The sequence below is a fragment of the Rheinheimera sp. 4Y26 genome (assembly GCF_025245835.1).
Lineage (GTDB): Bacteria > Pseudomonadota > Gammaproteobacteria > Enterobacterales > Alteromonadaceae > Pararheinheimera.
Map to the genome: position 1 here is coordinate 111,728 of NZ_JAOBWS010000001.1, position 23,496 is coordinate 135,223.

The window sequence follows — 23,496 nt, forward strand, 5'->3', positions numbered from 1 at the left end:
ACCACAGCAGCTCCCTTAACGGAAACAGCGGCTGAGGCTGTGGTGAACGCCGGGCGCGCCGCGGCAACTGCACAATCAGTCGCTGGGCAGGCCGATACGCCAGCCAGCAGCCGCAACCCGGCTTATCCAACAAGCGCAATCAACGACAGTGAAGCGCAGGCGCTGCAACAGCAGTATTTACGCGAAATTTTATTGTCGCCTGTGTATCAGGCGGCGGTAGAAACGCCGCTGCAAGCCATGCCAAAACTGGCGCAGCGCCTTGGCCATCATGTTTGGTTAAAGCGGGAAGATCATCAGCCGGTGTATTCTTTTAAGCTCAGGGGTGCTTTTCATAAACTGCATAAAGTGGCGCAAGCCCATAAGGCGAGCACGGCGGCTGCTCCTGATAAAGGCGCGGCAGCGCCGAGTGTAATATGCGCCTCCGCTGGCAATCACGCTCAGGGTGTAGCCATGTCGGCCAGCAAGCTTGGCCTCAACGCCACTATTGTGATGCCCATTACCACGCCGGAAATTAAAGTGGCGGCAGTAAAAGCCCGTGGTGGCCAGGTGCTGCTGCACGGCACCGCTTTTGATGAAGCCAACCGTTTTGCCATTGAATTGGCGGCCACCCAGGGCGCTGTTTATATTCCGCCTTTTGACGACGCCGATGTAATTGCTGGTCAGGGCACTGTCGCCAAAGAACTCCTCACCCAACACAATAAACTGGACGCGGTATTTATTCCGGTTGGTGGTGGTGGTTTGCTGGCGGGTATGGCGGTGTATATCAAAGCGGTATTGCCCAATGTGCGGGTGATTGGGGTAGAGCCAGACGACGCCAACTGTTTGGAAGTGGCGATGCTCAACGGCGCACCGGTAACTTTGCCGCGGGTAGGCTTATTTGCCGATGGTGTAGCGGTTAAACGTATCGGCACCGAGAACTTTAAGTTAGCGCAGCTCTATTGTGACGATGTGGTCACTGTCTCCAGCGACGAAATTTGTGCGGCCATAAAAGATATTTTTGAAGACTTGCGCGCAGTAGCAGAACCGGCCGGTGCTTTGGCTTTAGCGGGCTTAAAAAAATACGCTGCTAAGGCCGACCATAGCCAGAACTTTGCTGCTGTGCTTTCCGGCGCAAACCTGAATTTTGATACTTTACGTTATGTGTCAGAACGTTGTGAGCTGGGCGAGAAAAAAGAAGCGGTATTTGCCGTCACTATTCCGGAAGAAAAAGGCAGTTTCCGCCGTTTCTGCGAAACCCTGGGCGGCCGTGCTATTACCGAGTTTAACTACCGTTATGCCAGTGATAATAAAGCGCATATTTTTGTGGGCATTAAGCTTCGAAACGGCGCGGAAGAGCTGCAACAGGTGAATCAGGCGCTCTCCAACGCGGGCTACGACTATCAGGATTTATCCGACGATGAGCTGGCCAAACTGCATGTGCGTTATATGGTGGGCGGTATGCCACCGCGTTTAGTGAACGAGCAGCTGTATCAGTTTAACTTCCCGGAATACCCAGGCGCTTTAATGAACTTCCTCAATACCTTAGGCGAAAAATGGAATATCACTTTATTTCATTATCGCAACCATGGCGCTGCTACGGGTGATGTATTGGCGGGCTTTGAAATTGCCGACCCATCCGAGATTGAAGGCCATTTGGATGCGCTGGGTTATCCCTATCAGCTGGTGACGGGCAATAAATCTTATCAGACGTTTTTAACGGCTGGGTGATTGCACAGTGATGATGCGGTGATGACGCAGTGATTGCCCAATAGTGGCGAAATTACGGCACAGCTGCTGATGTAATGATTAAAAAGCGCAACTCAGGTTGCGCTTTTTTGTGTCTGTTTGGCGAGGGGGGTTGTTTAAAAGCTGAATTCTAAAGCGTTGGTTGTGTGCTTTTGCTGGTGAAGTGCTTTTGGGTTTTGCCACTGTTGGTGCTAAAGCGCGACTGTGGCGAACCCAACAACCGGCAACAACTGCGTTCGCCCGTTCGCGCCTCCCGCGCTCACTTTTGAATGCTCACTTCGCTGCTGCCGGTTGTTGGTGATGTTCAGATACCTGTGTAGTCAAAGTGCAAGACCTGACCTGGAAGGATCCTATTGAAATTTTGGGTCACACCGCTCCCTCTAAGTCATGTTCAATAGATTCCATGCACAATCTAAAATAAGCGAACTGCTCTTTGGTTATATCTTTCGCATGAGCATCGTGTCTAGATGTGTTAATAAACTCTAATTGACGGAATGCATCTTGTCGCGTTTTGTCAAAGGAGTTGGAAAATATATTCCAGTGTTTGGATATTATTTTTGATAAATCAGAAAAATATATTTCACTTTTTGATGCATTAAATAACTCATCGTATGAAAGGCAGGATAATTCATTTTTTCTCTTTCCGCCAAATATGTTTAATACTTCTTCCTTTGCTTTTGTTGCTCCTAAATTAGCCTTTAGAAGTATTTTTATTAGCTTTCTCAGTTTGACCTCAGCGGAGTTTCTCCTCTTCGATATCTCATCCCACATTTCATCTTGCGAATGACATATTTTTTTGTACTTTGATTGTCTTATTATATAGTCTTTTATGGAGTCTATGTTGAAATCATAAGATTCTCTTTCTTTTTTTAGTATGCCATAGCCAACAAGGTGCGAGGTGTATGACGGGTGTGATGCTGCAAATGCTAAAAAATTATCGATATCATCATTTGCGAGCATTGTCAGCATGTCGTATTCATCTGGATAGGACTCCTTTAATACTCCCATTATCATTTCAAGATAGCTTGAGTGATCGGAGATAAATTTATCTCTACCTTGCTTGTAAGCGATTCTTCCAACTTCAACGGGCCGCTCCTGTTCTGTAACCTCTTTTGCAATAAGGCTGCAGACATGTCTCATTAAAAATGGATGACCTCCAAAATCTTCAGTCAGCTTTGCGTAAAGTGACTCGTCGAATTGAATTCCCATTCTTTTTCCAAGCTTTCTAGTCATTTCCCTCGTATCTTTAACGTCAAAGCCAGGTATGTAGTAAGGATTAAAATGATTAAAAATTGGATTGTCGACATTATCAATTTTTGGTGTTTCAATACACGTTGGATTCGTGCCAACGATCAAATATGCTATAAGATTTGAGTTCCTTTGAAATATTGATCTTATTGTTTGCCAAAATAATGCAAAATCTTTTTCATTACACCAATTGCTGGCTGGGGCGGTATTTCTGGATATGTTTTCTATTTCATCAAATATGATGAATACTGGTGTGTTTGTTATCCTTTTACAAGATTTGAAAAATGATTCTGTAAGGGGTGAAGCATTCTTATTTGAAAATTCCTCTTCATTAGGTAATTCTATGTTCAGTTTTAGCGTTTCGTTAATTGTTTTGCACATGTGGTGTAGCGCTTCGTTCCAGCTGCGTTGATTAAATGCAGTGTCTTGACAGTCTATTACCCCAGAACTTATGCCTTCCTTGGATAAGTTTCTAACGATGCCATTTATTAATGATGTTTTGCCTGTTTTTCTAAGACCAAAAACCCCAGCGTTTTCACCACTTTTTAATCTGTTTATTAATTCTTGAATTAAATCCGCTCTTCCAAAAAAATATATGTCTTTCTTTAGAGGTGCCTCAAAAGCAAAGAGATCACGAGTGTAAAAATATTTTCTGAATCTGTTTCTGAAGAAGAATGAATCTTTAATATTCGAAAGTTCATTGTATGAAAAAGGTATTATAACCTGGGTCTCCGGTTCGTTTTTTATTAAGTCGCTGATGGAGTTCTCAATGTTCTCATCGGCGCTAACTAAAACGTTACATATTTTTTCAATTCTCAAGGAGGAATGTTTTTTTGCTACATATTCGAATACATCTAGTGTTCGTGCTTGAATTGTTTCATATGGGCTGAAAACAACTATTATCTCTCTATCTAAGTTAAACATGTCTCCATATATTTCTGTGGGACTTATTATTATATACTTATACTCGCTGTTGTATCCTAGCTTTATTTTTTCGCCACCATTGGTTACATAAAACTCCTTGGATAGGCTTTCTATAGCTATTTTCTCTGATTCAGTAAAGTGAGCGTCTTTAAATAATATGTGTTTTCCAGGGTATACTTTTCCGTTAGTTGTCATGGAGTGATCCTTTAGTTTTTTTGAAAAAATGGAAGTGCCTTTCCTTTTCATAGATCAATTTGGAATTGAAAAAAGAGGAATATGTCACTTTGTATAATTTACTCAACAAATTACCGAATGTATTTAAAGCGTCATCTCCACAATTTTTTTATCAAAGTACTGCACTTTGGTGTCATGCAGCTGCAGTGCCTGTGCTTTGATAAGCCTTTGTAACACAGCTTCGGCATGGGCTTTGTGCTCACCAAGTTTACTTTTGATGCTATTAATCAGCGTTGTATCTTTGCTTGGTCTGTTGTTTTTGTAGGTGACGAGGTGCGCGCAATAGAGCTTAACCAGCGGCGCGACCATATCTTTTACCTGGTGAGGTACGGCGCTTTCAGTACTCGGCAGAGCGACGGGTTTATGCTCACAGCGCATACCCAAACGTTCCGCACTGCGTTGTTGGCTTTTTAATAAATTCACCACATGATCCAGGTCTTGATCGTCCGACATAATGACAAAATGCGCTTGTTCGGGCAGTTGTGACATCAACATACCGGCGTAAAAGCTGATGCCAAAATCGGCGGCGTTTTTGCCGTTATTGGTCATGCGGAAAATTTTCAACTGCGCTTTATTAATGGTGTCGTTCAGTGGCATCAGCCAATCAATAGGAATGCGGGCGTTGGACTGGGCGTAACAAATCACCACCAAATGGTATTCGTTGAGAATCTTTGGTAATTCATTGATTTGTTTTGGATAGTTTTCCAAATCAACCAGCAGTACTTTTGCATTGTTCTGCGGTAATGTTGCCAGGTTAAGTTCCATCTTTTCCTCTGTTACAGTTCAGGCTGTAGACTGCATATGCTTCCGGTAAAACAGTTAAATCAGGCATACCAGCCTGTAGTTACAGAGAAATAAAGAAGATATTAAGCGGGACAATTAATGGCGGTAGCGCCAAAAACCTAAACTGCCAAACTTCCTTTTCCGGCAACTTCGTTACAGTGGTAACTTGTGAATAAGCAACTTAAAACAGTGGTCTCTAAACGGCAAGCACTTTTTCGGGACTAACTCTAAAAGGAACAGCCAATTTAAGCCCAGGCGCTGTTAGCTCGTCGTTCTAAAAAACCTTTATGTTTGAGTGGCCTGTCTTTTTGTCATTGCCGTGACAACTTTTTTCTATTACGTAATGGTTGATTTTTTATTATTATCTGGTTAATTTGTGCCGGTTATTTTCCGCAAACAGCAACATTCGCTCGTTCAGTTACAGGTTTTTATGTCGTCGTTATTTATTTTGCTTTTTATTATCGCAGCTATTGTTTCGGCTCCTCTGCTTATTGTGATGCTTGTAGTTAAATTGACGGAATCGGAGAATAAAAAGAGAGCGTTAGAGAAAAAAGCAGAAGAAGCAAAACTAGCGGCAGTAAAAGTGGTTGAATCTGTTCAGTTAGCTGGTTCGGTAGCATATGACGATTTGTCTAATCGAAACAGTGAATTGTCTGATGCTGATGTCATGCCAAAGGATCAGCAACCAACAACCAGCAACGGTTACACTCCCAACCATATCCCGACCAAAGTTCGAATCGAAAGTATCGTTTTATCATTGTTTCTTATTGGTTATGGTGCCGTAAGCTGGTACCTGGATGAAATGTTTTTACCCGCCAAAAGTGGTGGTGGCATTGTTATCCATGGATTAGCTTTAAAATTAATGTTTTGCGCTATGATTTGCGCTGCATTGAATCTTGCCGCTGTTGTACTAGACCATTATGATCAAAGAAACAACGAAAGACATTATATTATTTTTTCGAAAGTAACTCGTTTTCTCGGTTGGACACTATTATTCTTGGCATTAGCAGCCGATCTTTTTAACGTTGGCAACTGAAATAATCCGTCACATATCCCGCAGGGTCATACTTTGTTTAACCCCCAGATACATCAGAAGTTAAAAAGAAAACAGAAGATATTAAGCGGGATAATTAATGGCCAGAACACCAAAAACCTAAACTGCCAAACTTCCTTTCCCGGCAACTGTGTTGCTGCTGCAACTTGTTTATCAGCAAACTAAAACACGGCCAGCAAAACGGCCAGCAAAACGGCAAGCTCTTTTTCGGGACACTGTGGTTTTATTCTTTGCTACTGCAACATCACAGAACAGCCGTCTTTTAGCCGGGTTGCGGTTTGTGTGGTTAAATCAGCTGAGTTGGTGTTTTTTCAATATCACTATTTGGCTATCTTTCATGGTGTGCGGTAGCTCTGGCGTATGTTATTGAGCAGTAGTAAACAGGCGAATAATACTGCGACTGAAATGATAAATGCAGTGTGTAAAGTGTATATGTCATTCTCGACATTGATGATGACTGCCGGCGCGGTAGTGGCCGGTTGTGGCGGTATGCGGGTCAGGAGGCACAGCGCTGCATTGGCCCGGATACTCCATGTTTGGTTCATTGCAGGTTCTGCGCGCAATGTACATTGTGCTGCTGGCGACATAGGGACCCATTGACTCAGCTGGTAGCCACAAAACTGCTGCCCGGTTGTCGACAAGCATTCTGGCTGTAAATCCAGTTGGTAGACAAAGGCCGGTGCAATAGGAAGTCCGCCGTAAATAAGAACATCGGTGTCTGCTGGGTAATGTTTTGGGTAGATTGAACTGACGATCAGCATCTGCAATAACGCGATGATTAACAAGCTCGTGTATGACCAGACCGCCAATTTAAACAAGCGCCGGTAATATAAAAACGCGACGATCGGAAGATATAACCAGGGTAATAATATTGTCCCAAAAAACATCGACAAAAGCAGAAACAGTAAGGCTGCAAATAGAGTTTTTACAACAAAGATGTTGAAATGAGGGAAAAGTCGCAAGTGTTTGGCTCCATGCCTGAATGCATTTTTATCTTGTGCAGAAGATGCATCATCAATGTAAAAAGTCAGGGGCAAGTAAAATCTGCTGTTTTAACAGCAAACACCAGCCCCTCAAATAAAATACCCGGGATCACAATCTGTCGGCAACAGCTTGTTAAGCAAGGGTTTTTTAAGCTAAAGCCTGATGAATTTGTGCCGACTCAATAATATGAGTGCCAGGCTTGGCACTGAGGCCGGCGCTGAGCATTGTATGCGCCACTTTCGTCACTGAGATAGCGCGCCATTTCAGTGGGATAAGCCTGCCGAGGCAGCGGTTTAGCCACAGGCCGAATTCTTCGCCTGTGCGGGAATCAGCTCTGATGGCGCCATCTAATAACGAAGGGCGCACTATGGTCAGAGCGTCAAAGCCCAGAGCCATCACATCCCGCTCTGTCGCCCCTTTTGTTTTGAGATAGAGACCAGGGCCATCTACATCTGCGCCAAGGGTCGAGTTTAATACAAAGGTTTTAGTGCCGGCGGCATGGCTAAGTTCGGCAAGCCGTAAAATATAGTCGTGATCCACCCGATAAAATGCGCTGGCTGAGCCCGCTTGCTTCAGTGTTGTGCCCAGAGCGCAAAAGGCGATATCTGCTTTCCACCAGCTGGCATCAACCGGCAGTGCTGCAAAATCAATCATTGGATTTGTTAACTTTGGATGTGCTGGTAATGGCCGTCTGGTGGGGGCTACCACCCTGGCCACATCCTTGTGTTGCAGTGCCTGCGCCAGTAACTGGCTGCCAACAGCACCTGTGGCGCCGAAGATCAGTAAGGTTTTCATGGTTTTGCCTTGTTGATACCAATTTAAATCAGTGTAACGAAAATCAGCATCTGAAGCTGCAGTTTGTGGCAGCACTGATTGTTTTGGGTGGTTGGCGCTGTTTTTATCTCTGCCTTTATTTTCCTTTGTGGTTGCTCAGTGGCTCAGTTCAGGTTTGGAGTTGGCGGCAAATTGTTCCGAACTGTGGTGGCCGCTGTTATGGCTGCGCTGCACAGAATGTCATATTTAGTAACAGTTAATCCCCGGCTTGTGCTTGCCAAAACCTTTGCCCGGCCATAAATAAAGCGCTGGAAAATCTTCATTGTTAAGGACTATCAGATGCTGAAACAACTGCTCGCTTCCGCCGGTATTGGCGCTTGTAAAATTGATACCCAACTGCACAGCAATCAGTGTGTGCCGGGCGGTAGCCTCAAAGGCCAAATCCTTATTCAGGGTGGCGCTGTGGCGCAAAAGATTGATGGTTTTGATTTGGCGCTGATGACGCGGGTGAAAGTCAAAACCGATAACGGCGAGTTTTATCAGAATTTTTGTTTGCAGCGTTTTCATCTGGCTGATGCCTTACAGCTGGAGCCTGGAGCACGCCGTGAGCTGCCGTTTGAGCTGCGTTTAACAGCAGAGCTGCCGGTGACCCATTTGCCAAAACACAATGTAGGCAAAGTCTGGCTGTCGACAGCGGCCGACATTGCCATGGCGATGGACCCAACAGACACAGATTTACTAAGGATTGATGCGACACCGCTGATGCTCAATTGTATCGACGCTATGCTGGCGCTCGGTTATCAGCTGCAAAAAGTCGATGTGGAAAAGGGTTATTTGCAGGTGCCGGGCAAACGCAGCACTGTGGGTTGTTATCAGGAATTTGAATTCAGGCCGCGGCAGTGGTTGTCGGGTATTAAAGAAGTGGAGTTGTCGTTTTTACCCGACGGTGCTTCGATGCTGCTGGTGGTGGAAGTGGACCGCAGTTTCCGCGGTGACAGTTACCGCACTGTGCGGTTGTCGCCACAAAGCTCAAGCGCTGAAGTGCAGCAGGCACTGCGTGCTGTGCTGGGTTAGTTCTGTCGCAAAGTCGGGGTTAAAACAGATCCTGCAAAATCACAAAGCCAGCAAAAAATGCTGGCTTTGTTTTTATGCCCGGCGGCTTTATCAAACCGCTGTGGGCTCAAAAAACTCTGTCGTAAGAAAGGCTGAGTGTGTTGGCGTCACCATAGGTTTGTTTAAACCAGCTGCCACTGAAGTCCTGCCAGTGGTCGAATTGTAACTTCACGGCGGCCGAGGCCGATACATCGTATTTCAGCACCACAGAGCTATTACGGTGTTTTTCGCGATCGTCTTCACCCACTTCAGCCGGATTATTGGCATACAGCTTTTGTTGGTACATGCCGTGGGTCAGATACACCAGCAGGGCGTCAAAACGGCGGCCAACACTGAGGGTATAAGCTAAGTCACGGCCATAAGATTCGGTGCGGTCGGAGAAAAACAGTTCGGCGCTCAGCAGATAATCCTGATAATCCACCAGCGCTGATGCGCCATAAATCTGTTGTTTGGCTTTTGCTGACCAGTCTTCGCCTTCTGACACCAGTCGCCCCTGGGTATCAGACTGCATCAGCATCAGCCGGCCTTCAAACCAGTTTTTGCTCATCACCAGCTCGGCACCCACTATGCCCGACCAGCGGGTGTCTGATTCGCTGTTCAGGCCACTGTAAATCTTGGAATATTCACCGTCTTTGCGGGTTTCACTGCCGGCAAAGGTGTTAATAATGCCGCTCCAGTCGCCAAGCTGCAGACTGTGTGCCCAGTTCACCCCGTTATAATTCACCACTTCCCAGCCATAGGTCTGGCCGGGCAAATGCACCCAGGGGTAGGTAAAACCCACATCCTGTTGTTCGGAATAATAAAATAGCGGCAGCCTTTTACGGCCCAGCTGCAGGGTGTTGTTGTCGTTGAGCTGATAACTCAGGTACACCCATTCCAGATTGACAGCAAAGTCGCGCGAGCCACGGGATACAATTTGCCCGGTCAGGCTCAGGTTGTCGTTAAACATGACCGAGCCCTGCAACCCCAGTTTCGAATCTGGCTTCAGGCTCCAGCTGTCTTCGTAAACACCGGCCTGGGAAAAATCAGCAATCATACAGGGGCAATCAAAACCAATTTCGTTTGGCCCTTGCACAGAGCCACTCAGGCTTTTACCAAGCCCAAGGGTCAGAAAACCAGACCAGCTAAAATCTACCGCCAGAGTGGCAGGGGAAGTCAGCAAAAAACCAGCGAGGCAAGCAGATGCGATAGGATGTAACTTTGTCATGGCAGAGCCCTCAGAATGATGCGGATTGTTCACCGTTGCGGTGACTGATGTTTTCAACATAAGCAACTGAATTTTTATTTTTGTTAATAAAATCAATTGCTTTTGTCTGCGCATTCCTTGCTGTTGGCAAAAAGGTTTGGCGATTAACCAGAACTGTTCCTGATGGTTTGTGTTTGACGACCGCTTTGTGGCCCAGCAACAGCAGCAAGCTGGCTTTATCGCGGCATCCAACCCAGTGTAGTTCAGAAAATATGCATTCAAAGCGCTGATTTTATTTTAAGTGCTTGGCTTACAATGGCAAAAAGCCGGTTCGCTGGTTAAACCAGGCAGAAAATTACTTTTTTTGTTCAGGCTGGGTAAAAAACTCCGGCTATTAAATGAGGCTACTTTATTGTGTTCTCCCACCACTTTTATCCTGAAAGGACTTTGTTATGAAAAGTACAATAAGCAAATTTGTGTTGTTGCTGCCGGTGTTGTTATTGGTTGCCTGCACCACCAAAGAGTCGTCCCGCACTATTGAAGCACCCAAAGTAAATGCCAGTTACCAGCCTTATCAGGGGCCAAAAAGTAAATTGGTGGTGGGTAAATTTCAAAACCGTTCGAACTTTCAAAACGGCATTTTTAACGCTGAAGTGGATCAGTTGGGCTCGCAGGCCAAAACCATTTTGCTGACGCACTTACAACAAACCAATCGTTTTATTGTGATGGACCGCGCCAATATGGCCGAACTGCAACAGGAAGCCCAGTTTGCCGGCGCCAAACAAAATGTGATTGGCGCTAAATATGTGGTAACCGGTGATGTCACTGAGTTTGGCCGTAAACAAACCGGCGACAAACAATTGTTTGGGTTGCTCGGCAAAGGCAAAGAGCAAGTGGCTTATGCCAAGGTAGCGTTAAATGTGGTGGATGTAGAAACCTCGGCTGTGGTGTTTTCGGTGATGGGCGCCGGTGAATTTAGCCTGGAAAACCGCGAAGTGCTGGGTTTTGGTGGCACTGCCAGCTACGACGCCACTTTAAACGGTAAAGTATTGGATTTAGCCATGCGCGAAGCGGTGAATAACCTGGTTGCCGGCATACAGAATAACCTGTGGCAACCGCAGTGAGGCAACGGCTGATGCAACTGAAACTCCTGGTTATGCTGCTGACTCTGGCAGCGCTTGCCGGCTGTCAGAGCACCCGACCTTTATATGATTACGGCCCTTATCAGGAAAGCCTCTACAGCCATTTTAAAAATGAAGATTCATCGCTGCAGCCTGACATTGACGCGCTGGAAAAAACGCTGGCAAAAAGTGCCGCCAAAAATATACCGGCAGGTCCGGGTCTGCACGCCCATTTAGGTTATTTGTATATTCAAAGTGGTCAGCGGGATACCGGCCTGGCTTATTTACAAAAAGAAAAAGCGCTGTATCCGGAATCGGCGCGCTTTATCGACTTTTTGCTGAAAAACGCTAAAGCAGGTCAATGATGAAACAGTTTCAGATTGTTGCAGCTTGTGTGCTGAGCCTTATTCTGGCCGGTTGCGCCGGTGGCCATAGTGCAATGGATTACAGCGCTTTTAAACAAAGCAAACCCAAATCCATTCTGGTATTGCCACCTGTCAACCACACCACAGAGGTGTTAGCGCCTTATGGCGTGCTGGCCAATGTGACAGTGCCGCTGGCGGAAGCCGGTTATTATGTATTTCCGGTGGCGCTGGTTGATGAAACCTTTAAAAACAACGGTTTAACTGTTGCTGAAGATATTCATGCAGTTTCATTAAAAAAGCTGAACGATATTTTTGGCGCTGACGCAGTGATGTATCTCGAAGTGCAGCAATATGGCACTTCTTATGTGGTGCTCGCCAGCGACACTGTGGTTGAAGTGCAGGCAAGGCTGGTCGACAGCCACAGCAACGCTGTTTTATGGCAAGGCAAAGCCCGCGCCGCCAGCAGTGAACAAAATGGCGGCAACAGGGGCGGTGTGATTGGCATGCTGGTTGAAGCTGCTGTGACGCAAATTCTGGAAACTGCGCTGGATGCCAGCTTTGAAGTGGCCTCTACTGCTTCAGTGCGGTTGTTTTCACCGGAATCACCCACCGGCTTGTTATACGGCCCACGTTCGCCTCACTATGGCAAAGACAAACCGCCAAAATAACAACTTGTGGTTCATGTTGAAGGTGACAAAACAACAGGCCGGAATTTTGCATCCGGCCTGTTTTTTTGGCTGCTTAAAAAGGCTCAAAACTAAAAATCTGTTCCACCGGTACCTGAAAATAACGCGCCAGTTGCAGGGCAATCACCACTGAAGGGGTAAAGCGGCTGGTTTCTACAGTGCTGATGGTTTTGCGTGACACCCCGATGGCATCGGCCAGTTGTTGCTGCGACAGCCCTTTGGCGGCGCGCAGCCCGGCAATTCTGTTATATAAAGTTTGTTCGTCCATCAGTTCGTTTCCGCTGTGTTGTCATCCTGCTCATCGAGCGTGGTGCGTAATTTCAGATAAAAAGTCAGGGTGCCGACAAACACTGTGAATAAAGGCACCAGCTGTGGCGGAAGCAGGGCTGTTTTGCCTTCGTTGATCAGCAGTTCGGTAAAGGCGTAACCGGTGAATGCTGTCAGCATGGCAAGTTGAAAGGCCATGGTGGTGGCGTGCTGAAAACGGCTACGCAGATATTCGTCCTGAAAATCACCATTTATTTCTCTTATTTTCCAGCCATAGGTCATCATTTTGGGCTGGTGCCTGATTTGGTATAAAAACCACAGCACCGACAAAATAATGCCGATGCCAAATACATCAGCCAGCAGTTTAAAGTCGAACCAGGCCAGGGTGATGTCTCTGAGCAATTCAAAACCGGTTAATGCAGCAACAAAAGCAGCACCTGTAATGCCTGACTTCACACAATTTTCCTGATCTTCGATAGTCCATGTTTTCATCTTACTTGTTCCTTATGATGGATTGTTGACACCTTCGGGTATCAATATGGAACCTTAAGGTATCAGTGTCAAGTGTTTTTGATACTCTAAGGTTACATTTTTTGCGGAAGCTTAAAACAGTGACTGCTCAAAGGCTGGCGAAAGGTTGGTAAAGGTCTGGTGACGGGTGGGTATGGCGGCGCCTTTTGGTTTTATCCTGGCAGTGTTTTAGCTGGCGCTTGTTGTCTGTTGTCTGGGGTACAGCACAAAAATGCCGGCATTACACCGGCGGTTTTTTTCAGCGGCACACTGCTCTGTTGGCGGATCAGCTTTGCGGTTTTAGCCTGGCTTTGGCGGCCATCGAGGCACTGAGTTTGCCGGTGACAGCCCAGACACATAAAGCGCCCCAGGCAATCCAGGACAGGCCGGCCGGAATATTCAGCATGGCAATTTTGCCGGCATGTTTGCGGTTAAACAGCAGTGCCAGCAGGCTGGGTAAAAACCAGACCAGCAGAAAAAATACGCCAAACAACATTAAAAACGGTGTGTCGGCCTGTTGCCAGATTTGCATCAGAGGGTCGATCAAGCTGTTGAGAGTTTCCATCATTGTATCCTTGTGTTGATTGGCTGATAGCCAGGATTTCTAAATTAAGTTGTTAATTTTTAACGTTTTTAATTGGGATGTTTAAAGTTTGGTCTGGCTTAATGCAGGGAGCAGCGCGCGCAGTTCTGCCACCTGATGGGCTTTACCGCCCTGAACCACAGTCTGAATGCTGTTTAGCGCTGTTAAGTCCTGGGTTGGATCCTGGCTTAACACAATAAAGTCCGCCACGAAGCCTGCTTTGAGTTCACCGAGGTTCTGCAGCCCCAGGTGTTTGGCGCCGCCCACTGTGGCCAGTTGCAACACTTGCCAGTTGCTAAGGCCGGCAGCTTTGCTGAGCTCAAGCTCGCGCAGGTAAAAAGGGCCGCTGGCGCTAAGGTCAGTGCCTATGGCAAGCGGAACGCCTGCGTCATACAACCGTTTAAACAGTTGCAGCACTTTGGGCATTTGTTGTTGCGCTTTTGCCACTTCTGCTTTGGTCCAGTCGTAACTTGGCGCTGCCATCAGGCCACGCCAGCTGTTGCGGCTTTGTGGGTGAAACACCCACATCTGATCTTCCGGGTACAGCCGTTCCAACTCGCGGGCAAAATAAAACAATTCATTAACCACCAGGGTTAAATCGAGCCGGGTTTGCTGGCGGGCCAGGGTGTTAAACAACTGCTGCATCGGTGCGCTGTTATAATCCACATGCTCAAACCACTGATAAATAAACCTTTGGTTCATCGGGTTTTTTCGGGATGCCAGATAAGCTTCGCGAGCTTCTCCTGTCAGTAGTTCGGCGCTGGTGGGCAAAGCGTGGGTTAACATATCGATGCCCTGATCGGCCGCAAATTGCCAGCTTACCTGGTCCAGATGGGCGATGGTTTTTAAGCCCGCTGCTTTAGCAAGGCGAATACCCATAGCCACTTCTGCCTGGCCCAGACCAAAATACAGTTTGATCACCTGCACCCCCAGCGCTTTTTGCCGCGCTATTTCAGCTTGCCAGCCCGCTTCGTCTTTGGGGTACACCGAGCCGCCCAAAATAGGCATAGGTTCAAAGATATAACCGGCATAAAACAACTGTGGCCCCAGCCACAGCCCTTGTTGCTGGGCCTTGGCATATTGAGCATTGGCTTCGGGTTCGCCGGCCGGACTAAAAGCCGTGGTGACGCCTGTGGCCAAGGTGCTGATGGCATGATAGCGGGTGATGTCCGGGTGGCCTTTCATGGTGATGGTTGGTGCGCCATCCACCATTTCCACTCGGTGTGGGCCCGCGGTCAGGTGCAAATGTACGTCAATTAAACCCGGCATCACATACTGGTCTTTTAAATTGATCTGTTGGCTGGCCTTTGGCAAAGGGTCAGTGGCATTGGCCTGGCCCTGGTCAATAATGCTGCCGTTTTGCACCAGCAACCAGCCGTTTTCAGTACGCTGCTGGTTGGCCGGATTGATTAAAGTGGCGTTGTGATAAAGCACTGTGTCCATCTTAGCCTGCTGCACTTCGGCTTTGCCGGTCAGGCTGCACATCAGGGCCGGGATCAGCGCTAAATGAAATAATTTGTGCATTTTATGCTCCTGTCTGAGGTGACAAATATTCTGTTGTTGCTGTGTAAGTCGTTGATATTGTTCTGGCTGTTACAGATTATTTTTTTATTTTTTTGTGTAACACTTGGACGCAACGCACAGACTCATCAGGTGCGCAGGATAAAAAGAAGCAACAGGAAGGCGACCCATTTTGACCGCAACCACGACAACAGCAGACCGGCAGGCGCAAAGTGCTGAACAATTTTTGCTGCAGCTGTGGCAGCAGCAACAGGGCGCTATCGGCCGCACCCTGCTGGCTTGTGAGGCTGATGCCGCAGCGCGGCAGGACTTAAAACAGGATATTTATCTGGCGTTGCATCAGTCGGCGGCCCGGCTGCAAGCAGCAGAAAACCCCAGAGCTTATTTGTTTCGTATTGTGCATAACGTGACAGTGGACCACATTGCCCGGGCGCAAAAACATAAATGGCAGCCGCTGGATGAAGAGATACAGGCACAGTTAGTGGACGACTGCCCGTCCGGACAGATAGGTGAGCAGCAGCAAAATAACAGACTGCTTCGCGCTGTGCGCCAGCTGTCGGCGGCCAACAGGCAGGTGATTTTGCTGGCGATGGAAGATATGGATGCAGTGGAAATTGCACAGGTGCTGCAAATCAGCCATGGCGCTGTACGGGTGCGGCTGAACCGGGCAAAAACTGAATTGATGGAGTTGATGCAAGATGAATAATGAATTTGATTTTGCCGCTTTAAGCAAAAGCTGGCAGCAACAGCCGCTAGCGGCCGCCACTGTGCCCACTGCTGCAGATTTAACCAAAGCGCGGCAACGGCAGCGGCAACAATGGTTGTTGCTGGCCGGTGAGTGGCTGGGGGCTACGGCTATGGCAGGCGCGGCCTGGTGGCTGCTGACGTCCATGCAGGACTGGCTTAGTTATATAGCCGCGGCTTTTTTGCTGCTCGGTGTGCTGATGAGCCTGTATGTCAGCTGGCAGGTGCACCGGCCTTTATTGGCTTATGACAACTGGAGCAGCAGCGGTGTGCTGGCGTTCCGGCTGCGCAGTTGTCAGCTGTCGTTGTTGTATTACCGATACAACCAGCTGGCCTGTGCTTTATTGCTGCTGTTTGTGCTGGTGCTGTGGGGCTTGTGGTTATGGCAAAGCGCGCTGGTGCCTGTGGCGATGTTAAAATTTTATAGTTTGATTGCGCTGCCATTATGTCTGTACGGCATCTATCTGTTGCAACAGCGTATTGGCACTAAACAGCAGGAAATAGCGCCGTTGCAGGCGCTGCTAAAGGATTTTCAGTCTGAGACGGTCTGAACGCAAATTCCTGATCAGCCGCCAGAATGCCAACTTTGGGTTCTGGCGGACAAGTTCCGTTATTCCGCTTTATTCACCTGAGGGTAACGGTACCAACGGTACACAATAGCCAGTATGGCCAGCACAAAAAGCACCGCAGAAATCATAATCAGCCCTTTGGTCAGCAGATGATGATATTGCTCCAGCTGCGGCATTTTCATCAGGCTGGAACTGAACAGGCTGAGCGCGAAAGTCCAGCAAAAAGCGCTGATAAAACTCACCAACGCCACTTTAGGTAACTTCATGCCGGTCATGCCCATCAGCATTGGCGTGAGTACCCGGACAAAAGGCACAAAACGTGACGAAAACATCGCCATAAAACCATGTTTTTCCAGAAGATCATGAGCGCGAGGCAGACTGCCTTGTGGCACCATACGTTCTATATGGTGCATAAAACGGGTGTGGGCCAGCGCATAACCCTGCCAGTAGGCCACCAGACTGCCAAGGCCGGCGGCCAGCGGTAAATACAACAAGGTCACTTCGTAACCTATCACACCGGAGGCGACCAAACCGCCACTGAGCAGCACCAGACTGTCGCCGGGTAAAGGCAAAAATACAAAAGCGGATTCAAGAAATAAAATCAGTACCAGACAAAATACCACCATGGCAATGGCGCCGTGGCTGACCAGCAGTTGGTAATCTTGTTGCCAGATAGCAATTAAGGCGTCGTACATGCAGCAGGCTCCGTGGAAAATGCGCCAAAGCCCGCACATGAAGGCGATAGCTTGGCAGAACGGCAGCGGGCTTTTTAGCCTGATCTGCGCTTGGGGTCAACCCAAAATACCGGTTTTGTGTTGTGCAATCAGATGCTATTTGGCAAAAGGGTTGTATTGCAAAGAAAAATAATCCGATGCCAGACCCAATAAATTGGGGGTATTGCTGTTGTAACACCCAGCTTTATGCAACAGGCCGGTCTGAAACCGGCCTGTGGTGATAGACCGGATTTAACCTTCGATGGCAAAAAGCTCAACATCAAAAATCAGTGTCGAGCCTGGTGGAATTTTGCCGGCATTACGGCTGCCATAAGCCAGGTTCGATGGAATAAAAAAGCGGAATTTGTCGCCTACTTTCATCAGTTGCACCCCTTCGGTCCAGCCCGGGATCACTCTGTTCAGCGGAAAACTAATAGTTTCGCCACGCTCAACTGAAGAATCAAACACTGTGCCGTTAATCAAAGTGCCGTGATAATGCACTGTGACAGTGCTGGCAGGGCCTGGATGTTTATCGCCATTGCCTTGCTGCAATACCAGATATTGCAGACCGCTGCTGGTGGTTTTCACCCCTTCTTTTTTGCCGTTTTCAGCCAGAAAGGCCGAGCCTTGCTCCACATTCAACGCTGCGGTTTTGCCGTTGTTGGCACTGCTGTAGAAATAATAAACAACACAAGCTAACACAAAGATTATTAATGCAATTTTCATCATAAGTCCGGTTGAGGGCAAAGAGCTCTATCTTAGGGGGAATGTGGGTTTTGGTCAAAAACAGTCTGATGCCACCAGAACAACTGCATCAGTCCTGCAGTGATGCTGCTGCCGTAACTTCAGGGCAACTGCGAGTTAAAAAATTGCCAAATCATAGTGTTGGCATCAATTGCTTTGGATGGTGTTTTGCCTCGTACCGCTTTGCCGCCCGGCCACGAATGACCGCCTGTGCTGGTCACCAGCAGTTTGAGCTGAGTACGGCCGTCTTTGTTTTGCCATAAATCGGCGTAAGCACCAGGTACATTCAGCACTCTTTGTGGTGCGCCTTGCAGTTGCAGCCTTTGTTGCCAGCCTTTTATTGTGTCAGGTACAGACTTGAATTCAGTGATTTTGTTTTTATCGCGAAAAGCGTCTTTGCCGGCGCCGCCTGCAAATAACACATGGCTATCGTCCAGCGCGTGGATATGCAGCACAGAAACAGGCCGCGCCGGTTGGCATAAAACTGTATTGTCGGTGCCGGCTACAGCGGCAATAGCCCGAAAAGTGCCGGCCATATCACAAGCCAGCCGGTGCGCCAACATGCCGCCGTTTGACATGCCAGTGGCAAAAATACGGTTTTGATCTATCGGCAATTGTTGCTGAATATCGGCAAGTACATCTTTTACAAAAGCTATGTCGTTGATTTGTTTATCGCGGGCATCACCACAGCAGTTTCCGGCGTTCCAGCTGGCAAAACGGCCGCCCGGAAAACGGCTATAACCATTGGGAAAGGCCACCACAAAACCTTCACGTTCCGCTGTTTGGCGCCAGCCATAGCTTCTTGCCGCATGCGTCATATGGCCGCCACCACCATGAAAAAACAACACTAAAGGCACAAACTCGCCCGCCGGCAAGGACTTGGGTATATACAGCAGGTACTGACGTTGATGAGCCACAACTCGTTGGTATTCACCGGCTTTTAGTCCGGCAGTTGTCTGTGGTTTGGTGGTGACAGCCGATAGCGGCATGGTCACCAGGGCTAACATAAAACAACACCACTTCATCGTCATCTGCATCTGGTGGGTGGCGCAAGGCATCTTATTGCGCAAATGAAGTGTTGTTTTGCCCATAACTTCTCCTGCCGGAATTTTTGTTGCTCAGAGCCCTGCCAGCTGTGGCTGAAATTTACGACGCAATTGCCAGCGCAGCAAATAATAACTGCACAGCCCCTGCAATAACACGCTGGCGGCCGAACAGTACCAGACCATGGCTGCGGAAAAATCGGCGCGTCCGGATAACAACAGCACCGGCAGCATAAAGAGCAAAATCCGTAAGGCCGAACTGGCCAGCGCCGGCCAGGTATTGCCAAGCCCCTGAAACATGCCGGAACAACTGAACACCAGCACGGCACTTAAGCAATTGAGGCTGATAATACGGATAAACAGCACGCCTTGCGCCTGTACTGCCGGGTCTGTGCTAAAGAGCACCATCAGCTCTGTTGCCAGCAGCTGACACAGCATAAACAGCAAAACCATCACCCAGCCCAGTTGTTGTAATGCAACACGAAAGCTTTGTTGAACCCTCACCGTAAAACCGGCGCCGTAGTTCTGACCAACAATAGCCGGCAAGGCAAATGAAAAGGCAATGGCCGGCATGGTGACTGCCTGCAAAATGCGGTTACCAATGCCAAAAGCGGCTTGGGTTGCGGTGCCAAAGTCCTGGATCACCCAATAAACAAAAGCGGTAAATACAAAGATTAGGGCAAATTCACCACCGGCCGGCAGGCCAATAGCAACAATCTGCCGCCAAACCTTGCCATTCAAACGCCACTGCTGCGGAACCTGCAGCACGCTATGGTCACTTTTTAAAAAGTAGCGCCACAACAACAGCACCGCCAGCGCGACAGAAATGCTACTGGCCAGGCCGGCGCCCAATACACCAAGCGGATAACCTGTGCCCCAGCCGGCGATGAGCACAGGTGCCAGCAGCATATTCAGCAGCACTGAGATGAGCTGCACCTGCATGGCCGGTTTCACAATGCCTACTGCGCGCAGTGCTGCGGCAATGGCGGTAGAGACAAACATCAGCGCCAGACCCGGCAAATAGGCCAGCAAAAATTGCCCGGCATGATGTTGCACTGCAGCATCGCTGCTGAGCAATTGCATATAAACACCGCTAAAGCCAAAACCAAGCACTAAGGTCAAAAGTGCCAGGGCAGCGCCCATCAACATGGCCTGCTGAAAAACCACATTAGCGCTTTGCGGATCTGCAGCGCCTGTGTAGCGGGCTATCAGCGCAACACAACCTACATTCAGCATTTGGGTGAATGCCATAATCAGCAGCATCAGGTTGCCGGCAGCACTGACCGCAGCAACAGCATCAGCCCCCAGCCCGGCAACAAAATACAGATCAACAAACAAATACAAGGATTGGACAAACATGCCGATCATCATCGGCACTGTCATAGTCCACAAATGGCGGCGCAGCGAACCCTGGGTTAAATCTGTCATGCGGATATTCTTTTTGTGATGGGCTGTGGCATCACAGCCGGGTTAATAAGTCGGTCAGGGTTTCTAGCTGTTTTGTGGTCAGTGGCGACATAAACTGGCTGGCAAAAAAGCCTAAGCTTTGCAGTGCATCCTGATAAATCTGCAGGCCGCCATCCGACAGCTTTACCAGGCTGATCCTGGCGTCGCGGGCGTTTTGTTCTTTTTCCACCAACTGAATTTTTTCCATCGGTTGCAATAAACGGGTGATGCCGGAAGCACTGAGCCCAACAGCCTTGGCCAGCTCAATGCGGCTGAGCCGTTGCTGTGGGGCGGTTGCTAACTGATGCAAAATACAAAATTCACTAAAACTAATGCCATGCACACTGAGCTGTACATCGGCTTGTTTCACCATGTCAGACCATAACAAGGCACTTTTTAATACCAGAGCTAACGCCGGGTTGGTTGAAGGGTTCATCTGCGTATACCTCGTGGTCAGTTGTGGTTAACTAAAAACTTTACGCGAGAAAAAGTTGATTGATGCTTGAGTTTGCAAGTATTTTGCGCTTTATTTTTGCCATTTGCAATTGGATTATGCGCTGCGCTGTTGTGATAGCCTCGTGACGTTGGATGGCGGTAAGCCAGCAGCGTCACGCTGTTGATATTTTCCGGAATGCGGGCAAGGCTGATGTCGGATTCATACTGGTTATGCAATACAAAAACGTCGGGGTAGCTGAGCATTGGCTGGTGGCGCTATAGCTGGTGCTCATAACCTGAGTGTCCTGGCTCACAGACTTCTACCGCCCCGGGCTGTTGTCGTCAGACACAATAGCGCTTCAGCAGGACCAATGGTGCTGGTCAGGCGGTTAGCACCGGCATGGTTCTGCTGCATGCTTTGTGGTAATTTTGGGCAGGTTTTGTTAAGGCGGAGTACTGTACTGTTGAAAAAATTTGTCCTTGCCGTGGTCTGTGCTCAATTGCTGCAGCCCTGGCTTGTCAGTGCGCAACAACAAACAACATCAGGCGTAAAGACAGATATATCAGTACAAACCAGTGTGGACCCCGACTTTACAGCGCGGCAGCTTCAGCTGCAGCAAGCCCGGCAACAGGGCGATCTTGCGCTGGCGGATGCTCTGGCGACGCAATATCTGACCGCAGCTGAGCAGCAGGCCGATCTGCTACAGATGGGGCAGGCTTATCACGAACTGGGCAATAATGCCATGGCCCGCAATGACTATCCGCTGGCCAAACAGCACCTCGAGCAAGCGGTCAGCCTGTTGACCCAAAACAACGAACAAAACGGTGACGCTAAACCGCTTGCCGCAGCACTGCGCCGGCTTGGTATGGTTTATCGTTATCAGTCCGATTACAGCACAGCGCTGGATTATGTTTACCGCGCCATGCAAATCTATCAGCTATTGCAGGATCAAGCTGAAATCGCGAACAGCTACGGCAGCGTTGGCACCATTTTGGAAAAAATGGGCCAATACGAAGCCGCGTTACAGGCACATCAGCAAGAGCTGGAATATTACGCCCGGCAAGGCAAGTCGTCGGATATGGCCAGTGTGTTGTTTAACCTTGCTAATCTGAACCATAAACTCGGCGATCCGGCCAAAGCGCTGCAATATTACCTGCAAGTGATGCAGCTAGACCTGGCCAGTGGTGACAAACGCAACATCGCTTACAGCCACAATAAACTGGCGTTTTTGTATACAGATCTGGGGCAACTGGATAAAGCCGGCGAGCATATCCGACAGGCGCTGCAGTTATTTGCTGAAATTGGCGCCAAACGTGATTTGGACTGGGCCCGTACAGTCGAGGCTAAACTGGCGCTAGCCAACGGCAAACCACAGCAGGCCCGACAGATCCTTGATGCTGTGATACAGCGGGCAACGGAACGACAGTATCTGTCATTGCTGGTTGATGCTTATGAATTGGCCGCAACAGTGGCGCTGCAACAGCAAGATGACGCGGCGGCCATGGTCTATATCAACGCCGGCATTGCACAGGCAAAACAAAATCACGAACAGGGGCGGGAAGCCAAACTGCAGCAAATGCGCGTTACATTATTGCTGAAAAAAGATGATGCACCGGCAGCGCTGGCGGCATTGTTGGCACAAAAACAACTGGATGATGAGATTTTTAACAGTAAAAGAGCCGCAGCTATTGCGGCGATCCAGGCGCAAACCGACTATACCAGTCAGCAATATCAGATTGAGCGGCTGCAGCATGAAAAAGATTTGCAGCAGGCGCGGCTTGAGCAACAAAAACTGACGCGTAACTTCTGGATTTATGGGCTGTTAGCCGGGTTTGTCTTACTGATTTCGTTATATCGCCGCTACTTACAGCATCGGCAGAACCTGGCGCTGGAACATCAGGTTAATGTCAGAACCGCCGAATTACAGCAAAAAAATACCGAATTGGCGCTCGCTTATCAGCAGCTGGAAACGATCAGCCTGACAGACAAATTGACGGGGCTGTCGAACCGGCATTTTCTGGAAAGTCATATCGATAAAGAACTCGAATTGTGCCGGCGGCAATGGCATGACTGGCAGCAGCATCACAACAGGCTGGAAGCCGCTGATAGGGTAAGCATGCCTGAACACAGTGAGCTGGCTGTGTTTCTGATTGATTTGGACCATTTTAAACAGCTGAATGACCAACATGGCCATCATGCCGGTGACGATGTGCTGCGGCAGGTTAAACAGCGCATGCAACAAGTGTTTCGCCAGACAGATTATCTGGTGCGCTGGGGGGGAGAGGAATTTGTCGTTGTCGCGCGGCAAATCAACAGGGCGGAAGCCAGTCAGTTGGCCAGCCGTTTTGTCACACAAGTTGCGGCGACGCCTTTTATGCTTGCTGCTCAGCAGCCGTTGGCGGTGACCTGCTCTGTCGGCTTTGCCTGTTATCCGTTACCGCTTGATAAGGATCCGGGCCGGCATTTTGAAACCTTGTTAAAAATCGCGGATTGTTGTTTGTACGCGGCAAAACATAGTGGTCGAAATGGCTGGGCTGGTTTAACCGATATCAGCCCCGATCTGCCACTGTTGCCGGCGCATTTGTGCGCTGAAAAATTGCAAAGCTGGCAGCAGCAGGGATTGCTGCAGCTGGTGCATTCATTTGCCAGGCTGCAATGGCCGCCGCTGGCCAGGCAGTAGCAGGCATAAAAAAGCCCTTTGTCAGACAAAGGGCTTTTAACAG

24 protein-coding genes are annotated in these 23,496 nt (G+C 48.5%); 9 read left to right on the forward strand and 15 right to left on the reverse strand.

Going from position 1 to position 23,496, the window contains the following annotated elements:
* Nucleotides 1-162 precede the first annotated feature (162 nt).
* Nucleotides 163-1,707, forward strand: a complete 1,545-nt coding sequence (ilvA, locus tag N3Z11_RS00380; protein WP_260655826.1) for a threonine ammonia-lyase, biosynthetic — start codon at nt 163-165, stop codon at nt 1,705-1,707.
* Nucleotides 1,708-2,091: 384 nt separating this feature from the next.
* On the opposite strand, the gene N3Z11_RS00385 is transcribed toward ilvA, so the two are convergent.
* Nucleotides 2,092-4,092: an AAA-like domain-containing protein gene (locus N3Z11_RS00385; RefSeq protein WP_260655153.1), complete on the reverse strand. Its 2,001-nt coding sequence runs from the start codon at nt 4,090-4,092 to the stop codon at nt 2,092-2,094.
* 123 nt (nt 4,093-4,215) lie between these two features.
* The gene (locus N3Z11_RS00390; protein WP_260655154.1) at nt 4,216-4,896 is read right to left on the reverse strand and encodes a PIN domain-containing protein; all 681 of its coding nucleotides are present in this window, start codon (nt 4,894-4,896) and stop codon (nt 4,216-4,218) included.
* A gap of 448 nt (nt 4,897-5,344) precedes the next feature.
* On the opposite strand from N3Z11_RS00390, the gene N3Z11_RS00395 reads away from it, so the two are divergent.
* Nucleotides 5,345-5,950: a hypothetical protein gene (locus N3Z11_RS00395; RefSeq protein WP_260655155.1), complete on the forward strand. Its 606-nt coding sequence runs from the start codon at nt 5,345-5,347 to the stop codon at nt 5,948-5,950.
* A gap of 353 nt (nt 5,951-6,303) precedes the next feature.
* Here N3Z11_RS00395 and N3Z11_RS00400 read toward each other — a convergent pair whose 3' ends face one another.
* Both N3Z11_RS00400 and N3Z11_RS00405 read right to left on the reverse strand, forming a co-directional pair.
* Nucleotides 6,304-7,005 (reverse strand): hypothetical protein, encoded by a 702-nt coding sequence (locus N3Z11_RS00400; protein ID WP_260655156.1) that lies wholly within the window; start codon nt 7,003-7,005, stop codon nt 6,304-6,306.
* A gap of 94 nt (nt 7,006-7,099) precedes the next feature.
* Nucleotides 7,100-7,747 (reverse strand): NAD(P)H-binding protein, encoded by a 648-nt coding sequence (locus N3Z11_RS00405; RefSeq protein WP_260655157.1) that lies wholly within the window; start codon nt 7,745-7,747, stop codon nt 7,100-7,102.
* 318 nt (nt 7,748-8,065) lie between these two features.
* Between N3Z11_RS00405 and N3Z11_RS00410 the strand changes: the two genes are divergently transcribed.
* The gene (locus N3Z11_RS00410; protein ID WP_260655158.1) at nt 8,066-8,800 is read left to right on the forward strand and encodes a sporulation protein; all 735 of its coding nucleotides are present in this window, start codon (nt 8,066-8,068) and stop codon (nt 8,798-8,800) included.
* A 106-nt stretch (nt 8,801-8,906) separates the two neighbouring features.
* Here the strand turns inward: N3Z11_RS00410 and N3Z11_RS00415 are convergent, their stop codons facing one another.
* Nucleotides 8,907-10,046, reverse strand: a complete 1,140-nt coding sequence (locus tag N3Z11_RS00415) for a hypothetical protein (RefSeq protein ID WP_260655159.1) — start codon at nt 10,044-10,046, stop codon at nt 8,907-8,909.
* Nucleotides 10,047-10,477: 431 nt separating this feature from the next.
* Between N3Z11_RS00415 and N3Z11_RS00420 the strand changes: the two genes are divergently transcribed.
* From N3Z11_RS00420 to N3Z11_RS00430, 3 genes are read left to right on the forward strand one after another with little or no spacing between them, the layout of a single operon-like run.
* Nucleotides 10,478-11,149, forward strand: a complete 672-nt coding sequence (locus N3Z11_RS00420; protein WP_260655160.1) for a CsgG/HfaB family protein — start codon at nt 10,478-10,480, stop codon at nt 11,147-11,149.
* Nucleotides 11,150-11,160: 11 nt separating this feature from the next.
* Nucleotides 11,161-11,511 (forward strand): DUF4810 domain-containing protein, encoded by a 351-nt coding sequence (locus N3Z11_RS00425; RefSeq protein ID WP_260655161.1) that lies wholly within the window; start codon nt 11,161-11,163, stop codon nt 11,509-11,511.
* A complete protein-coding gene (locus N3Z11_RS00430; protein ID WP_260655162.1) occupies nt 11,511-12,179 on the forward strand; it encodes a DUF799 domain-containing protein in 669 nt (222 codons plus the stop codon). Before N3Z11_RS00425 ends, N3Z11_RS00430 begins: the two co-directional genes overlap by 1 nt.
* 73 nt (nt 12,180-12,252) lie before the next feature.
* Here N3Z11_RS00430 and N3Z11_RS00435 read toward each other — a convergent pair whose 3' ends face one another.
* The 4 genes from N3Z11_RS00435 to N3Z11_RS00450 form a co-directional block, all read right to left on the reverse strand.
* Nucleotides 12,253-12,465: a helix-turn-helix transcriptional regulator gene (locus N3Z11_RS00435; RefSeq protein ID WP_260655163.1), complete on the reverse strand. Its 213-nt coding sequence runs from the start codon at nt 12,463-12,465 to the stop codon at nt 12,253-12,255.
* Complete coding sequence (locus N3Z11_RS00440) at nt 12,465-12,956, reverse strand: hypothetical protein (protein ID WP_260655164.1); 492 nt, start codon at nt 12,954-12,956, stop codon at nt 12,465-12,467. The genes N3Z11_RS00435 and N3Z11_RS00440 overlap by 1 nt, the downstream gene beginning before the upstream one ends.
* A 304-nt stretch (nt 12,957-13,260) precedes the next feature.
* Nucleotides 13,261-13,539 (reverse strand): superinfection immunity protein, encoded by a 279-nt coding sequence (locus N3Z11_RS00445; RefSeq protein WP_260655165.1) that lies wholly within the window; start codon nt 13,537-13,539, stop codon nt 13,261-13,263.
* 81 nt (nt 13,540-13,620) lie between these two features.
* A complete protein-coding gene (locus N3Z11_RS00450; protein WP_260655166.1) occupies nt 13,621-15,081 on the reverse strand; it encodes an amidohydrolase family protein in 1,461 nt (486 codons plus the stop codon).
* A 169-nt stretch (nt 15,082-15,250) separates the two neighbouring features.
* Between N3Z11_RS00450 and N3Z11_RS00455 the strand changes: the two genes are divergently transcribed.
* Nucleotides 15,251-15,784 carry an RNA polymerase sigma factor gene (locus N3Z11_RS00455; protein ID WP_260655167.1) on the forward strand — a complete coding sequence of 178 codons (534 nt, stop codon included), beginning with the start codon at nt 15,251-15,253 and terminating at the stop codon, nt 15,782-15,784.
* Nucleotides 15,777-16,373, forward strand: coding sequence for a hypothetical protein (locus N3Z11_RS00460; protein WP_260655168.1), 597 nt, complete (start codon nt 15,777-15,779; stop codon nt 16,371-16,373). Before N3Z11_RS00455 ends, N3Z11_RS00460 begins: the two co-directional genes overlap by 8 nt.
* A gap of 59 nt (nt 16,374-16,432) precedes the next feature.
* Here the strand turns inward: N3Z11_RS00460 and N3Z11_RS00465 are convergent, their stop codons facing one another.
* From N3Z11_RS00465 to N3Z11_RS00490, 6 genes are all read right to left on the reverse strand, one after another.
* Nucleotides 16,433-17,086, reverse strand: coding sequence for a DedA family protein (locus tag N3Z11_RS00465; protein ID WP_260655169.1), 654 nt, complete (start codon nt 17,084-17,086; stop codon nt 16,433-16,435).
* A 270-nt stretch (nt 17,087-17,356) separates the two neighbouring features.
* Entirely contained in the window at nt 17,357-17,830 is a 474-nt protein-coding gene (locus N3Z11_RS00470; RefSeq protein WP_260655170.1) for an FKBP-type peptidyl-prolyl cis-trans isomerase, read from the reverse strand.
* A 119-nt stretch (nt 17,831-17,949) separates the two neighbouring features.
* Nucleotides 17,950-18,939 carry an alpha/beta hydrolase family esterase gene (locus tag N3Z11_RS00475; RefSeq protein ID WP_260655171.1) on the reverse strand — a complete coding sequence of 330 codons (990 nt, stop codon included), beginning with the start codon at nt 18,937-18,939 and terminating at the stop codon, nt 17,950-17,952.
* 27 nt (nt 18,940-18,966) lie between these two features.
* Nucleotides 18,967-20,319, reverse strand: a complete 1,353-nt coding sequence (locus N3Z11_RS00480) for an MATE family efflux transporter (protein WP_260655172.1) — start codon at nt 20,317-20,319, stop codon at nt 18,967-18,969.
* Nucleotides 20,320-20,350: 31 nt separating this feature from the next.
* The gene (locus tag N3Z11_RS00485) at nt 20,351-20,773 is read right to left on the reverse strand and encodes a MarR family winged helix-turn-helix transcriptional regulator (RefSeq protein ID WP_260655173.1); all 423 of its coding nucleotides are present in this window, start codon (nt 20,771-20,773) and stop codon (nt 20,351-20,353) included.
* A 17-nt stretch (nt 20,774-20,790) separates the two neighbouring features.
* Nucleotides 20,791-21,036 (reverse strand): hypothetical protein, encoded by a 246-nt coding sequence (locus N3Z11_RS00490; protein ID WP_260655174.1) that lies wholly within the window; start codon nt 21,034-21,036, stop codon nt 20,791-20,793.
* Between the two features lie 200 nt (nt 21,037-21,236).
* Here N3Z11_RS00490 and N3Z11_RS00495 point away from each other — a divergent pair, with 200 nt between their 5' ends.
* Nucleotides 21,237-23,453 carry a diguanylate cyclase gene (locus N3Z11_RS00495; protein ID WP_260655175.1) on the forward strand — a complete coding sequence of 739 codons (2,217 nt, stop codon included), beginning with the start codon at nt 21,237-21,239 and terminating at the stop codon, nt 23,451-23,453.
* Nucleotides 23,454-23,496 lie beyond the last annotated feature (43 nt).